Below are 14,439 nucleotides of genomic sequence, written 5' to 3'. Positions count from 1 at the left end.
AAAACGATAGTTGCAGGAAGTTATGCCATGACGGTTGCTTATCTCGGCCTCGGCGCGAATCTCGGGGACGCGCGCCAGACCCTGAAAGACGCGGTGGTGTGCCTCGCACAACAGCACGCCATCACCCGTGCTCGCCAAATCGAGCCTGTATCGTACTGCCCCGATCGACGCGGGCGGCGACGACTATTTCAACTGCGTCGTGAAGCTGGAAACGACGCTCCCCGTGCGGCATCTGCTCGCGCTGTGCCACAAGATCGAGCATCAGTTCGGCCGTGAGCGGCCGTTCCGCAATGCGCCGCGCACGCTCGATCTCGACATCCTGCTGTATGGCGATCAATCGATCGACGAAGCCGATCTGATCGTGCCGCATCCACGCCTCGTCGAGCGCGCGTTTGCGCTGGTGCCGCTCGTCGAGATCGACGCGGCGATCGTCATTCCGCTGCATGGCCGGGCCGCCGCGCTGCTCGACAGCGTGAGCGATCAGCGCATCGAGAAGGTGAAGTCGCCCTGCCAGTGCCCGATGCTCAATGCGCTGACCGGCAATTCCGCCGAGAAAGGCCGCTGCGAATGAGTTCGCCGCCGCTCACGGTCACCGCGCCGCAGCTGCGCCCGCCGTTCGGCTATATCGCGATCGAAGGGCCGATCGGCGTCGGCAAAACCTCACTCGCGCGGCGCCTCGCGCAACGCTGGTCGATGCACGAACTGTTCGAACGCTCGCAAGACAATCCGTTTCTTGAACGCTTCTATCGCGACACCACGCGCTATGCGCTACCGGTGCAGTTGCACTTCGCACTGCAACGCGCGCAGCAGGCGCAGGAAGTCAGCGCCGCGCAGGCGAGCGGCACGCCGCTGATCGCCGACTTCATCACGCAGCGAAACGACATCTTCGCGCGTCTGACCTTGCAGGAAGACGAGTGGCAGTTGTACCGCGCGCTTGCCGTGCGGCTCGACGTCAGCGCGCCGGAGCCGGACTTCGTCGTTTATCTGCAGGCGAGCCCAGAGGTGCTGTTCGCGCGCATCCAGAAGCGCGCGGTGCCGATGGAGCTGCAGATTTCCGATGCCTATCTGCGCGCGCTGTGCGACGCGTACAACGAATTCTTCTACCACTACGACCGCACGCCCGTGCTGACGGTCAACGCCGAACACCTGAATCCGCTCGACTCCGACGCGGACCTTGCGCTGCTCGCCGAACGCATCGAGACGATGCGCGGCCGCAAGGAATTCTTTGTCAAAGCCACGTCGCTGTAAGCGGCGCGGCTAGTTCATTTTTTTCACTGGATTGACCATGACTTATTTGCAGGAAGCGAGCCGGAGCGCGATCACCGTGCCGAAACTGCAGGCAATGCGCGATGCTGGCGAAAAGATCGCCATGCTCACCTGTTACGACGCGAGCTTCGCCGCGCTGCTCGATCGCGCGGGCGTCGACGTGCTGCTGATCGGCGACTCGCTCGGCAACGTCCTGCAAGGCCAGGCGACCACGCTGCCGGTGTCGCTTGCCGACATCACGTATCACACGGCGAGCGTCGCGCGCGCGCGGCCGTCGGCGCTGATCGTCGCGGACCTGCCGTTCGGCACCTACGGCACGCGCGAAGACGCATTCAGGAGCTCGGTCGAACTGATGCGCGCGGGCGCGCAGATGGTCAAGCTCGAAGGCGGCGAATGGCTCGCCGACACGGTGCGGTTTCTGGTCGAGCGCTCGATTCCGGTGTGCGCGCATGTGGGTCTCACGCCGCAGTCGGTGCATGCGTTCGGCGGCTTCAAGGTGCAGGCCAAGACCGAAGCGGGCGCGAGCCAGCTGCTGCGCGATTCGCTCGCCGTGCAGGAAGCCGGCGCGCAATTGATCGTGATGGAAGCGATCCCGTCGCAACTCGCGGGCGAGGTCACGCAACAGCTGCGCATTCCGACGATTGGTATCGGCGCGGGCCTCGGCTGCTCGGGTCAGGTGCTGGTGCTGCACGACATGCTCGGGATTTTTCCTGGCAAGCGACCGCGCTTCGTGAAGGATTTCATGCAAGGACAGCCGAATGTTCAGGCGGCCGTCGAGGCGTATGTGCGGGCGGTAAAGGACGGCACGTTTCCCGGCGCCGAGCACACGTTCTGATGTTTCATTGCCGCGCGAGCGCGCGGCATTCCCGTATTTTTCAGTGCTCTAACCAACAAGCCGTGCCGGCACCGCGCCGCGCAACGCGTTGCACACGAGCAGCGCTTCGGCGTTCAGCACATCCGCCCGCGTCAGCACTTTTTCACCTGCCCGCAAGCCCGACGCGTCGTCGAGCAACACGCTTCGCATTACACCTGGCAGCACGCCTGACGCGAGCGGCGGCGTCCACCATTGTCCCGCGAGCTTCACGAACACGTTCGACCTGCCGCCTTCGGTCAGTTCGCCCCGTTCGTTGAAAAACAGCGTATCGAAGGCGCCCTTCGCTTCGGCTTCGCGCCAGCCGCGGTCGTAGTCTGCTCGGCGCGTGGTTTTGTGGCGCAGCAGCGGATCGGCGGCGTGGGTCGGCGCGAACTGCGCTTCGGGGCCGAGCAGAACACCAACGATCGCATCCGCCAACGGCGCAAGTATCGCGGCCGAGATGTGGGTCACCCCGCTCTTGCTCAAAGCAAGCCGCATTCGATGCGGCATCTGCGCCGGGAGCGTGGCGCACCGCGCTGAAATCTCCTCACGAATGCGCGCTTCGTCGAACCCGAAGCCAAGCGTCGCGGCGCTCGACGACAAGCGCCGCAGATGCCGCTCGACGTGCCGCACGCCGTCTTCCCGCGTCGCGTACATCGTTTCGAACAGTTCGAAACCCGGCTCGGCGCCCATCAGAAAACGTGCTTTCAATCGACACTCCTCGTGCTCGTCGGCGGCCACGCTGTCGAGCACGATGCCCGCGCCGATGCCCATGCTGCCGTGCAGACCGTTCGTGCCACCGTCGGACGCCGACGACGCAGTCAACGTCAACGTGCGAATCGCGACCGACATGCAAAAGTCGCCGCAATCGTGATCATCGCCCGGCGCATCGAGCCAGCCGATCGCGCCGGTATAGAGCCCGCGCGGCGTGCTTTCCAGTTCGTCGATCAACTGCATCGTGCGATGCTTCGGCGCACCGGTAATCGAGCCGCAGGGAAACAGCGCGCGCAGGATCGTCGCGAACGAGGTGCCATCGAGCAATGTCGCCTCGACAGTCGACGTCATCTGCCACACCGACGCATACGGCTCGACCGAAAACAACGCCGGCACGCTGACCGAGCCGATCCGCGCGACTCGCGACAGATCGTTGCGCAACAGATCGACGATCATGACGTTCTCGGCGCGGTTCTTCGGATCGGTCGCGAGGAACTCGGCGTTACCCCGGTCGACGGCAGGATCTTGCGAGCGCGGCGCCGTGCCCTTCATCGGCCGCGCGCGCAACGTCGGGCCGTGCTTTTCGACGAATAGTTCGGGCGAACACGACAGCACCCACGCATCGTCCGGCAACGCGATCAGCGCGCCGAACGACACGGGCTGGCGCGCGCGCAACCGCCGATAGAACGCGAGCGGCGAGCCGAACACGTCGAAGCCGAGGCGGTACGTGTAGTTGACCTGATAGGAATCGCCCGCGCACAGGGCGGCGTGAATCGCGTCGATCGCCGCGTCGAACTCGGCGCGATCGACGCTCTCGCGCACGTTCGCGGTGCCCGCGACCGACGGCTCGAGAGCGCCGTTGTCCCGCGCCGTGAGCCACGCGTCGACCTCGTCGCGCGAAAGCTTCGCACAACGCTCGAACAATAAAAAACGCAGCGTGGCATTGCCACGCTGCGTTTCAGAAGACCGGCGCGCATCGAAACCCATCAGCGCGCGGCCAAATTCATAATCGGCGAGCACGACGGCGTGCAAACCGCTCCGGGTATCCGCCGCGACGCTGTCGCACACGGCTTCGAGCTGCGCCGCCTCCGTGCAGACCCGCTCGCGCACGAAACCCGTGTACAAGCGGCTCGACGGAAGCGCCGCCGTTGCACCGCAATCGTCGAGCAGCGCGAACGCCGCGCCGCGACTGTCCACCGTCATACTGACCGCCGAATCAAATCAATCGAAAAAACTCTTTACGCGATCGAACCAGCTCTTGCTTTGCGGACTATGCCGCGAACCGCCTTCCACGAGCGCCTTTTCGAACTGCTTGAGCAGATCGCGCTGCGCTTCGGTGAGCTTGACCGGCGTTTCAACCTGCACGTGTACGTACAGATCGCCGGCGATGCTCGAACGCAGCCCCTTGATGCCCTTGCCGCGCAAACGGAACGTTTTGCCGGACTGCGTGCCTTCCGGCACCGTGAAGCTGGCGCGACCGGCGAGCGTCGGCACCTCGATATCGCCGCCGAGCGCCGCGGTAGTGAACGGGATCGGCATCTGGCAATGCAGATCGTCGCCGTCACGCTCGAACACCGAGTGCTGCTTGATATGAATCTCGACGTACAGATCGCCCGACGGACCGCCGTTGATGCCCGGCTCGCCGTTGCCGGCCGAGCGGATGCGCATGCCGTCGTCGATACCGGCCGGGATCTTCACTTCGAGCGTCTTGGTTTCCTTCACCTTGCCCGCGCCGTGGCAGTGATTACACGGCTCAGGGATGTAGGTGCCGGTGCCGTGGCACTTCGGGCAAGTCTGCTGGATGCTGAAGAAGCCCTGCGACATGCGCACCGAACCCGAGCCGCTACAGGTCGGGCAGGTTTCCGGCTTGGTGCCCGGCTTCGCGCCCGAGCCATGGCAGACTTCGCACGAAACCCAGCTCGGCACGCGAATCTGCGTGTCGTAGCCGTGTGCGGCCTGCTCGAGCGTGATTTCCATGCTGTAGCGCAGATCGGCGCCGCGATACACCTGCGGGCCCGCGCGGCCGCCTGCGCGGGCGCCGCCGCCGGCCGCCTGGCCGAAAATGTCGCCGAAGATGTCGCCGAATGCATCGGCAAAGCCGCCGAAACCTTGCGCGCCGGCCCCACCCATGTTCGGATCGACGCCCGCGTGACCGTACTGATCGTACGCGGCGCGCTTTTGCGAATCCGACAGCATTTCATAGGCTTCCTTTACCTCCTTGAAATGCTCTTCCGCATCCTTGTGGCCCGGATTGCGGTCGGGGTGGTGCTTCATCGCGAGCTTGCGATAAGCCTTCTTGATTTCGTCGTCGCTCGCGTTCTTTGCGACGCCCAGAACCTCGTAGTAATCCCGTTTCGCCATATCGGTTCAACGCCGCCGCGCAAAGCGACGCGGTAGCTCCTTGTGAATGCTGTGGAGTCTCACGACTCGTCCGGCCGCTGTCTGCGCCGCGCCAGGGCACGGTTCAAAACAACGCCCTCCATAAAACGAACGTGCCCGGAGAGCCCCAAAAAGGCTCGCCAGGCGCGAAAACCGCTCTTGCACTTTGGGCGCCCCGGGGGCGCCGTTCTCGTGCAGCCGGGCCGCGCACATTGCTGTGCACGGCTTTACGGTCGGATGCCGACCTGGCTTTAGTCTTTCTTCACTTCCTTGAAGTCAGCGTCGACCACATCGTCGGCCTGCTGGCTCGCACCCGCCGATGCACCGGCACCGCCCGCCGCGCCCGCCGCCGCTTCGGCACCTTGCGCAGCCTGCATGTCGGCGTACATCTTCTCGCCCATCTTCTGCGACGCCGTGGCCACCGCTTCGATCTTCGCTTCGATCGCGGCCTTGTCGCTCGAGTTGCTCTTCAGCGTGTCTTCGAGGTCCTTCAACGCGGCTTCGATCTTGTCCTTCTCGCCAGCTTCGAGCTTGTCGCCGTACTCGGTCAGCGCCTTCTTCGTGCTGTGGACGAGCGCATCACCCTGGTTGCGGGCGTCGGCCAGCTCACGCAGCTTGTGATCTTCTTCCGCGTTCGCTTCGGCGTCCTTCACCATCTTCTCGATTTCGGCTTCGGACAGACCCGAGTTCGCCTTGATCGTGATGCGGTTCTCCTTGCCGGTCGCCTTGTCCTTCGCGCCGACGTGCAGAATGCCGTTCGCGTCGATGTCGAAGCTCACTTCGATCTGCGGCACGCCGCGCGGTGCCGGCGGAATGCCTTCGAGGTTGAACTCGCCGAGCAGCTTGTTGCCCGCTGCCATTTCGCGTTCGCCCTGGAACACCTTGATCGTCACGGCGCCCTGATTGTCGTCAGCCGTCGAGTAGACCTGCGCGTGCTTGGTCGGGATCGTGGTGTTCTTGTTGATCATCTTCGTCATCACGCCGCCGAGCGTTTCGATGCCGAGCGACAGCGGGGTCACGTCGAGCAGCAGCACGTCCTTGCGGTCGCCCGAAAGAACCTGGCCCTGGATCGCGGCACCAACGGCCACGGCTTCGTCCGGGTTCACGTCACGGCGCGGATCCTTGCCGAAGAATTCCTTCACCTTTTCCTGCACCTTCGGCATACGGGTCATACCGCCGACCAGGATCACGTCGTCGATTTCGCCGACCTTCACGCCTGCGTCCTTGATCGCGACGCGGCACGGCTCGATCGTGCGTTCGATCAGCTCTTCAACCAGCGCTTCGAGCTTGGCGCGCGTGATCTTCAGGTTCAGGTGCTTCGGACCCGATGCGTCGGCCGTGATGTACGGCAGGTTGATTTCGGTCTGCTGGCTCGACGACAGCTCGATCTTTGCCTTTTCAGCCGATTCCTTCAGGCGCTGCAGCGCGAGCACGTCTTTCGACAGATCGACGCCCTGCTCCTTCTTGAACTCGCCGATGATGTAGTCGATGATGCGCTGGTCGAAGTCCTCGCCGCCGAGGAACGTGTCGCCGTTCGTGGACAGCACTTCGAACTGCATTTCACCGTCAACGTCCGCGATTTCGATGATCGAGATGTCGAACGTGCCGCCGCCGAGGTCAAACACGGCGATCTTGCGGTCACCCTTTTCAGCCTTGTCCAGGCCGAATGCCAATGCGGCTGCGGTCGGTTCGTTGATGATCCGCTTGACTTCCAGACCGGCGATGCGGCCGGCGTCCTTGGTTGCCTGACGCTGGCTGTCGTTGAAGTACGCCGGCACCGTGATCACGGCTTCCGTGACGGTCTCGCCGAGGTAGTCCTCAGCGGTCTTCTTCATCTTGCGCAGCACTTCGGCGGAGATTTGCGGCGGCGCAAGCTTCTGGTCGCGCACTTCGATCCATGCGTCACCGTTGTCGGCCTTGATGATCTTGTAGGGCATCAGGCCGATGTCCTTCTGCACTTCCTTCTCTTCGAAGCGGCGGCCGATCAGGCGCTTGACCGCGAACAGCGTGTTCTTCGGGTTCGTGACCGACTGACGCTTGGCCGGCGCGCCGACCAGGATCTCGCTGTCATCCATGTAAGCGATGATCGACGGCGTGGTGCGCGCGCCTTCCGAGTTCTCGATGACCTTGACCGAGTTGCCTTCCATGATCGCCACGCACGAGTTGGTCGTGCCGAGGTCGATACCGATGATTTTGCCCATTTTTACAAATCTCCTGACTTTGATCGCTGCGGAAAGCGCCCGGTTGGCCCATCTGGCGGCGGGACGATCCGCTCTCAACTCATACCTGCACTCAAAATAAGTGCGGCCGCATCGTTTTCAAGACCTCTTTTGCGATGCGGTCTTTAATTTTTTTCAATCACGGGGCGAGGCGCCTGAATCTTCGCTGCGAGCCCGCTCCGTCAGTCTGCGCGGCGCCCCCGGCGTGGTTCGCCGGAAGTGCCTGAATCGATGGGATCTTTGCGGCACGTAGCGATGCGAAGCGACGCAGCAGACGCCACCGGTGCAAACTCCCGGAGCGAGTGTCGACGTGATTACTTCGGCGCCGCGACGGTCACGAGCGCGGGACGCAGCACGCGATCCGCGATCACAAAGCCCTTTTGCAGCACCGCGACGACGGTGTTCGGCTCCTGGTCGGCCGGCACCATCGAAATGGCCTGATGGCGATGCGGATCGAACTTTTCGCCGACCGGATCGATCGCCACGACGCGACCCTTCTCGAGCGCGCCGCTCAACTGCCGCAGCGTGAGCTCGACGCCTTCGCGGACCTTCTGCAAGTCGTCGGACGAATGGGCGACGGCCGCTTCGAGACTGTCGACCACCGGCAGCAGATGCTCGGCGAAGCTCTCGATCGCAAACTTGTGCGCCTTGGCGACGTCTTCCTGAGCGCGACGACGCACATTTTCGGTTTCTGCCTTCGCGCGCAGGAAGCTTTCCTGCAACTCGGCGATTTTCGCCTGAGCGTCGGCCAGCGCCTGCTCGGCGGCACCCTGGGCCGGTTCCGCGGGGGCGCCGGTGTCCGGCTGTTGAGCAGCGGCCCCGGCCGCCTCGGCGGCCTGGCGCGCGGCTTCGTCGGCGGGCGTGGGATTCTGGCTCGTCGGGTTCTCTTGCGTGTTTTCCATGTCGCTGAAAGTCGTTAAAAAGTAAAAGCCAAAGGCGGTGCAAGCCGTTCCGACACAGTACGATTCATGCTTTGCAAAATCGCGACACGCGTCTTCGCGCCGATCCGCCAGACCGGACCCCAGATGGGGCCTGAAAAAGCCGTTTCAAGCGGCTCCGAGGGTTTTTTCGCACCACCGACGTGCAGGCGAAATGCGCCGTAACAAGCCTCAACGTGGCGCAATCAGATAGAGATTGAGTGCAGCCCGCAACTGACCTATTCTCCAGTCATGGAGCGGCAACGCCACGTTAACCCTAATCTGACGTAAGCGTTACCGACACCTGACAGTCGTTCCGATAGCCTGTTTCAGCCCATCAAGGGGAGTACCGTGAAACTGACCTTTGCAATCGGGGTGGTCGCACTGGTACTGATCGCGGGCACCACGACCATCTGCATGTCCGGTGCGGTCAACGACCACACCACTGAGTACGGCGGCGCACACGCCACCGTGGAGCAGTTTTTCAATCCCCACCTGAAAATCTGTCGATAGTGCGCCGGTCGCGTTTGGTCGGTCGGCCGTGCAGCGCGGCGGCCGGCTCGTGGTAGACCTTGCGCCGTTCCTGCTCGACCTGCCGCTTCGCCTTGCTCTGCGCGGTTTCCACATAAAGCGTCTGCGCGACGCTCGCGGGACCGCGTACGTCGCATACGCCCAGCACCTCCACCTGCCACACGTAGCGCTCGATCTCGATTTCGACCAGATCGCCGACACGCACGTCCTTCGCCGGCTTCACAGCCACGCCGCCGATACGCACCCCGCCCCTTGTCGACCGCCTCCGCGGCCAGCGAACGCGTCTTGAAGAAGCGCGCGGCCCACAGCCATTTGTCGATGCGCAGTTTCGCGCCCGGTTCGGTTGAAATGCGGTAATTCATCTGCGTATTCAAGCTCCTGTCGTGTGCGGCACCGGCACCGCCTGCACGGGCCAGCCCTGCAGATGCTGCGCAACGATTTCGCCAAGCGCGGCAACCCACGGCTGCGACGCGTTCAGACAGGCGATCCGGTGAAACTCCTTGCCACCCGCCTGCAGAAATTCGCGGCGCACTTCCATGCCGATTTCCTCGATCGTTTCGAGGCAGTCGGCGGTGAAACCCGGGCAAAACACGTCAGCACGCCGCACGCCTGCCGCGCCGAGTTCCTTCAACGTCGGCGCCGTATAGGGCTGCAGCCATTCGGCCTTGCCGAAGCGCGACTGGAACGTGATGCGGCATTCGACCGACGTCAAATCGAGCGCCTGCATCAGCAGCGCGCCGGTCTGCTGGCATTGCTCGTGGTACGGGTCGCCGAGGTCGAGCGTACGCTTGGGCACGCCGTGGAAACTGAGCACGAGCTTGTCGCCCGCCGCGAAATTGGGGCGGCCGTGCAGATGCCAGTAGTGGTGCACCTGTGCGGCGAGCGCCGCGATGTACGCCGGGTGATCGGCGTACTGGCGCACGGTGCGGACTTCCGGCTGGTTGCGCATGCGCTCGAGCGCGGAAAAGGCTTCGTCGAACGCGGTCGCGGTGGTCGACGCCGAATACTGCGGATACATCGGCATCAGCAACACGCGCTCGGCGCCCGCGAGCTTCAGCTGGTTCAGCATTGCCGGAATGCCGGGCGTGCCGTAGCGCATCGCGTAGTCGACCAGCACCGTGTAGTCGTTCAGTTGCAGCAGATGGCGCAGGCCCTCGACCTGCTTTTCGGTGTGGACGCGCAGCGGTGAGCCCTCGGGCATCCACACCGCCGCATACTTCTTCGCAGAGCTGCGGCCGCGAAACGGCAGAATCAGCAGACGCAGAACGAGCTGCCACAGCAGCGCCGGAATTTCGACCACGCGAGGATCGGACAGGAACTGCGCGAGGTAGCGGCGCACCGCGCGCGGCGTCGGCGCGTCGGGCGTGCCGAGATTGATCAGCAACACGGCGACGCGATGCGACGTGGCGTTCTGTGAAGGCCGCTCGAGGTCGAAGCGCATAGGTAGCAGAAATCACCGCATCATGCGGCGAGTCGATTCAATGGAGATTCATTATAGCGGCGCGGGTTCTGCCCGGCGCCGCCAGAGACCCCTGGCCATTCGGACGATTGGCAGACGCCGCGCGTTCGCGCATCATGGTCGCCACGGACTGCGATGACGCCAGTTCCGCGGAGCCCGAGGACTACTGCTGGCTGAGCGTCATGGACAACAGCCGAGCGGTTATGTCCACGATCGGAATCACGCGGTTGTAGGCCATGCGGGTCGGTCCGATCACCCCGAGCGTGCCGACGATCTTGCCGTTCACCTCGTACGGCGCGGTGACGACGCTCATTTCCTCGATCGGTACCAGATTCGATTCGCCGCCAATGAATATTTGCACGCCCGCCGCGTGACTCGACACGTCGAGCAACTGAAGGAGGCTGGTCTTCTGGTCGAACACATCGAACAGCTTGCGCAGGCGCGCCATGTCCGACGAAAGATCGGCGACTTCGAGCAGATTGCGCTCGCCCGAGATCAACACGGTCTCGCCGGTGTCGGATTCGTCGGTGCTCGCGGTGACGGCCGCGTGCATCAGCGAGGTCATGTCGCCACGCAGCTCGTCGATTTCCTCGCGCAGGCGGCGGCGCACCTCGTCGAACGAGAGGCCCGCGAAGTGCGCATTGATGTAATTGGAGGCTTCCACCAGCTGCGAAGGCGAAAAGTCGCGCTGGGTGGCGAGGATGCGGTTTTGCACGTCGCCTTCGGGCGTCACGATGATCAGCAGAATGCGCTGGTCGGACAGGCGCATGAATTCGATCTGCTTGAACACGTGGCTGCGACGCGGCGTGAGCACGACGCCGGCGAACTGCGACAGATTTGACAGCACGCTCGCCGCCGCGGCGACGATCTTCTGCGGCTCGCCCACCTGCAGCGTGGTCTTGACGGTGCGCGTCACCGCCTCCTCGTCGGCGGCGGATTCGACGGTCAGCATCGTGTCGACGAACAGGCGGTAGCCTCGTGGCGTCGGAATGCGCCCTGCCGACGTATGCGGACTGATCACGAGCCCCAGATCCTCGAGGTCCGACATCACGTTGCGGATCGTGGCCGGACTCAGTTCGAGGCCCGAATAACGTGACAGCGTGCGCGAGCCGACCGGCTGACCTTCGGCGATGTAGCGCTCAATCAGCGTTTTGAGGAGGGTTTGTGCGCGAGGATCTAGCATGAAGAAAAATTTTAGCTCAATGGCATCGCAGCCGGGAGCGCCCGCGGCGCCCGCTCCCGGCGAATGCGCCGCCGTCGGCGGGCTCGCATGTCATCGGGTCTTCACCATTCTAACGATAATCGCGACATACGCAGACGCCCTGCGTGCGCCGCCCCACAACCGGGTTGGTCTGCGGTTCTTTTCAGGCCCTACCTATGGTGTAATGCCGGCATGCAAGTGACCAGCCAGTTCAAGACCGTCGCGCTCGTCGGGCGCAGCAATACGCCAGGCATCGGCGAGCCGCTGACCGCGCTCGCCGCGTGCATCGCGAGGCTCGGCCTCGAAGTCGTGTTCGAAGCCGACACCGCCGCCGAAATCGGCGTGACCGACTATCCGGCACTGCGTCTCGCCGAGATCGGCGCGCGCGCCGACGTCGCCGTGGTGCTCGGCGGCGACGGCACGATGCTCGGCATCGGCCGTCAGCTCGCGCCGTATCGCACGCCCTTGATCGGCATCAACCACGGGCGGCTCGGCTTCATCACGGACATTCCGATCTCCGACATGCGCGAGATCGTGCCGCAGATGCTGTCCGGCAATTTCGAGCGCGAGGAGCGCGTGCTGCTCGAAGCGCGCATCGTGCGCGACGGCACGCCGATCTACCACGCGCTCGCGTTCAACGACGTGGTGGTCAACCGCAGCGGCTTCTCGGGCATGGCGGAGTTGCGCGTGTCGGTCGACGGCCGCTTCATGTACAACCAGCGCTCGGACGGCCTGATCGTCGCGACGCCGACCGGCTCGACCGCGTACGCGCTGTCCTCGCAGGGGCCGATCCTGCATCCGCAACTACAGGGCATCGTGCTCGTGCCGATCGCGCCGCACGCGCTGTCGAACCGGCCGATCGTGCTGCCGGACGAATCGAAGGTCAGCATCCAGATCGTTTCCGGGCGCGAGGTGAACGTCAACTTCGACATGCAGTCGTTCACGTCGCTGGAGCTCGGCGACACGATCGAGGTGCGCCGTTCGCGCCACACGGTGCCGATGCTGCATCCGGTCGGCTACAGCTACTACGCGACGCTACGCAAGAAGCTGCACTGGCACGAGTACCCGTCGCACGAAGAAGACCCGAGGCCGTAAGCGGCACTTTGATTTCGCACGCCGCCGCGGCCGCCACCCGAATCCCAAGCTCACCCGACGACCTCCATGCTTCGCCACCTCTCGATACGCGACTTCGTCATCGTCGCCGCGCTCGACCTCGAATTCGACAGCGGCTTTACCGTTTTCTCGGGCGAAACTGGCGCCGGCAAATCGATCCTGATCGACGCGCTCGCGCTGGCACTAGGCGCGCGCGCCGAGGCGAGCGTCGTGCGCACCGGCGAGAGCCGCGCCGACATCACCGCGGAGTTCGAGACGCACGCACAGGTCGATCAATGGCTCGACACGCAGGCGCTCGGCGCGGCCGACGACAGCCAGCACGGCGGCACCGTGATGCTGCGGCGGGTGGTCGACGCGAACGGCCGCTCGCGCGCGTTCATCAACGGTACGGCGGCCACGCTCGCGCAGCTGCGCGAGGTCGGCGAGATGCTCGTCGATATTCACGGCCAGCACGCGCACCAGTTGCTGATGCGCCCGGACGCGCAGCGCGAGCTCTTCGACACGCACGCGGGCCTGTCCGACCTGGCCGCCGCCGTCACGCGCGCGTGGCGCACGTGGCGCGACAAGGCGCAGGTCGTCGAGCACGCGCAAACGCGCGATCGCGAGCTGCAACTCGAACGCGAGCGACTCGCATGGCAACTCACCGAACTCGACAAGCTCGCGCCACAGCCGGGCGAATGGGAAGAAGTCAACACCGAGCATAGGCGGCTGTCGCATTCCGCGAATCTGATCGACGGCGTGCAGGGAGCGCTCGGCGCGCTGTCCGAATCGGACGACGCGATGATCACGCATCTCGGCTCGATCGTGTCGAAGGTGCGCGACCTCGCGGAGATCGACCCCGCGCTGAACGACGTGCTCGCCGCGCTCGAACCGGCCGAAATCCAGTTGCAGGAAGCCGCGTATTCGCTGAGCCACTACGCGCAGAAGCTCGAGCTCGATCCGGAGCGGCTCGCGCAGATCGAAAAGCGCCTCGACGCGCTGCACTCGGCTGCGCGCAAGTTCCGCCTGCAGCCTGAGACGCTGCCGGAAGAACACGCAGAGCGGCGCAAACAATTGGCCGCGCTCGACGCCGCCGCCGACCTCGACGGCCTGCGCGCTGCCGAAGCGCAAGCGAAGGAAGTGTTCGTCGCCGAGGCGAAAAAGCTGTCGAAGGCACGCGCGAAAGCAGGTAAGGCGCTCGGCCAGGCGGTCACGACCGGCATGCAGGAACTGTCGATGAAAGGCGGCAGCTTCGACGTCGCGCTGGTGCCGCTGCCCGAAGGCGGCGCGCACGGGCTCGAGCAGATCGAGTTCCGCGTCGCCGGTCATGCCGGCGTGCCGCTGCGGCCGCTCGCGAAGGTCGCGTCGGGCGGCGAACTCGCGCGTATCAGTCTCGCGCTCGCAGTGATCGCGAGCACGGCCAGCCCGACACCGACGCTGATCTTCGACGAAGTGGATACGGGCATCGGCGGCGGCGTGGCCGAAGTGGTCGGACGGCTATTGCATCAGCTCGGCGAGGCGCGCCAGGTGCTGTGCGTGACCCATCTGCCGCAGGTCGCCGCGCGCGGCGATCATCATTTCCAGGTCGCAAAGATGAGCAACGGCACCGGCGGCACGCTCAGCAGCGTGAGCTCGCTCGACAAGGCGAGCCGCATCGAGGAAGTCGCGCGCATGCTCGGTGGCCTCGAAATCACGGCGACCACGCGCAAGCACGCGAAGGAAATGCTGGCCGCCTGAAATTGCGCCGCGCATAGGCGGCCGCACACGGCTGAGTCGGCTTGGCCGGGACGTCACACCGATCCCGGCCG

Annotated in this window: 11 protein-coding genes and 2 pseudogenes; 6 read left to right on the top strand and 7 right to left on the bottom strand. The window is 64.5% G+C overall.

Annotated features, from left to right (window positions below):
• Positions 1 to 27 precede the first annotated feature (27 nt).
• The 3 genes and pseudogenes from folK (at position 28) to panB (ending at position 2,101) form a co-directional block, all read left to right on the top strand.
• A pseudogene (gene folK, locus OKW41_RS43150) lies at positions 28 to 571 on the top strand (2-amino-4-hydroxy-6-hydroxymethyldihydropteridine diphosphokinase).
• On the top strand, positions 568 to 1,248 hold the full coding sequence (locus tag OKW41_RS43145; RefSeq protein WP_090803123.1) for a deoxynucleoside kinase: 681 nt from the start codon (positions 568 to 570) through the stop codon (positions 1,246 to 1,248). Before folK ends, OKW41_RS43145 begins: the two are co-directional and overlap by 4 nt.
• Before the next feature lie 37 nt (positions 1,249 to 1,285).
• The gene (panB, locus tag OKW41_RS43140; protein WP_429576195.1) at positions 1,286 to 2,101 is read left to right on the top strand and encodes a 3-methyl-2-oxobutanoate hydroxymethyltransferase; all 816 of its coding nucleotides are present in this window, start codon (positions 1,286 to 1,288) and stop codon (positions 2,099 to 2,101) included.
• 48 nt (positions 2,102 to 2,149) lie between these two features.
• Here panB and pabB read toward each other — a convergent pair whose 3' ends face one another.
• The 4 genes from pabB to grpE all read right to left on the bottom strand — a co-directional run bounded on the left by pabB (position 2,150) and on the right by grpE (position 8,333).
• A complete protein-coding gene (gene pabB, locus OKW41_RS43135; RefSeq protein ID WP_429576194.1) occupies positions 2,150 to 4,036 on the bottom strand; it encodes an aminodeoxychorismate synthase component I in 1,887 nt (628 codons plus the stop codon).
• Between the two features lie 18 nt (positions 4,037 to 4,054).
• Positions 4,055 to 5,194, bottom strand: coding sequence for a molecular chaperone DnaJ (gene dnaJ, locus OKW41_RS43130; protein ID WP_429453099.1), 1,140 nt, complete (start codon positions 5,192 to 5,194; stop codon positions 4,055 to 4,057).
• 269 nt (positions 5,195 to 5,463) lie between these two features.
• On the bottom strand, positions 5,464 to 7,413 hold the full coding sequence (gene dnaK / locus OKW41_RS43125; protein ID WP_429453101.1) for a molecular chaperone DnaK: 1,950 nt from the start codon (positions 7,411 to 7,413) through the stop codon (positions 5,464 to 5,466).
• Positions 7,414 to 7,745: 332 nt separating this feature from the next.
• Entirely contained in the window at positions 7,746 to 8,333 is a 588-nt protein-coding gene (gene grpE / locus OKW41_RS43120; protein WP_429576193.1) for a nucleotide exchange factor GrpE, read from the bottom strand.
• A gap of 366 nt (positions 8,334 to 8,699) precedes the next feature.
• Between grpE and OKW41_RS43115 the strand changes: the two genes are divergently transcribed.
• Positions 8,700 to 8,861, top strand: a complete 162-nt coding sequence (locus OKW41_RS43115; protein WP_184002309.1) for a hypothetical protein — start codon at positions 8,700 to 8,702, stop codon at positions 8,859 to 8,861.
• Here the strand turns inward: OKW41_RS43115 and OKW41_RS43110 are convergent.
• From OKW41_RS43110 to hrcA, 3 genes and pseudogenes are all read right to left on the bottom strand, one after another.
• A pseudogene (locus OKW41_RS43110) lies at positions 8,833 to 9,241 on the bottom strand (RNA-binding S4 domain-containing protein). The gene OKW41_RS43115 and the pseudogene OKW41_RS43110 overlap by 29 nt on opposite strands.
• Positions 9,242 to 9,249: 8 nt before the next feature.
• Positions 9,250 to 10,320: a ferrochelatase gene (gene hemH / locus OKW41_RS43105; protein WP_429576192.1), complete on the bottom strand. Its 1,071-nt coding sequence runs from the start codon at positions 10,318 to 10,320 to the stop codon at positions 9,250 to 9,252.
• Positions 10,321 to 10,501: 181 nt separating this feature from the next.
• Positions 10,502 to 11,521: a heat-inducible transcriptional repressor HrcA gene (gene hrcA / locus OKW41_RS43100; RefSeq protein ID WP_090803113.1), complete on the bottom strand. Its 1,020-nt coding sequence runs from the start codon at positions 11,519 to 11,521 to the stop codon at positions 10,502 to 10,504.
• A gap of 210 nt (positions 11,522 to 11,731) precedes the next feature.
• Here hrcA and OKW41_RS43095 point away from each other — a divergent pair, with 210 nt between their 5' ends.
• Together OKW41_RS43095 and recN are read left to right on the top strand one after the other, a co-directional pair.
• Positions 11,732 to 12,634: an NAD kinase gene (locus OKW41_RS43095; protein ID WP_429576191.1), complete on the top strand. Its 903-nt coding sequence runs from the start codon at positions 11,732 to 11,734 to the stop codon at positions 12,632 to 12,634.
• 66 nt (positions 12,635 to 12,700) lie between these two features.
• Positions 12,701 to 14,368, top strand: coding sequence for a DNA repair protein RecN (gene recN, locus OKW41_RS43090; RefSeq protein WP_429576190.1), 1,668 nt, complete (start codon positions 12,701 to 12,703; stop codon positions 14,366 to 14,368).
• Positions 14,369 to 14,439 lie beyond the last annotated feature (71 nt).

Origin of the sequence: Paraburkholderia sp. UCT70 (assembly GCF_050434085.1) — a bacterium.
GTDB lineage: Bacteria > Pseudomonadota > Gammaproteobacteria > Burkholderiales > Burkholderiaceae > Paraburkholderia > Paraburkholderia tuberum.
The sequence above is the reverse complement of the archived record's forward strand: the minus strand, read 5'-3'. Positions and strand labels throughout refer to the sequence as shown.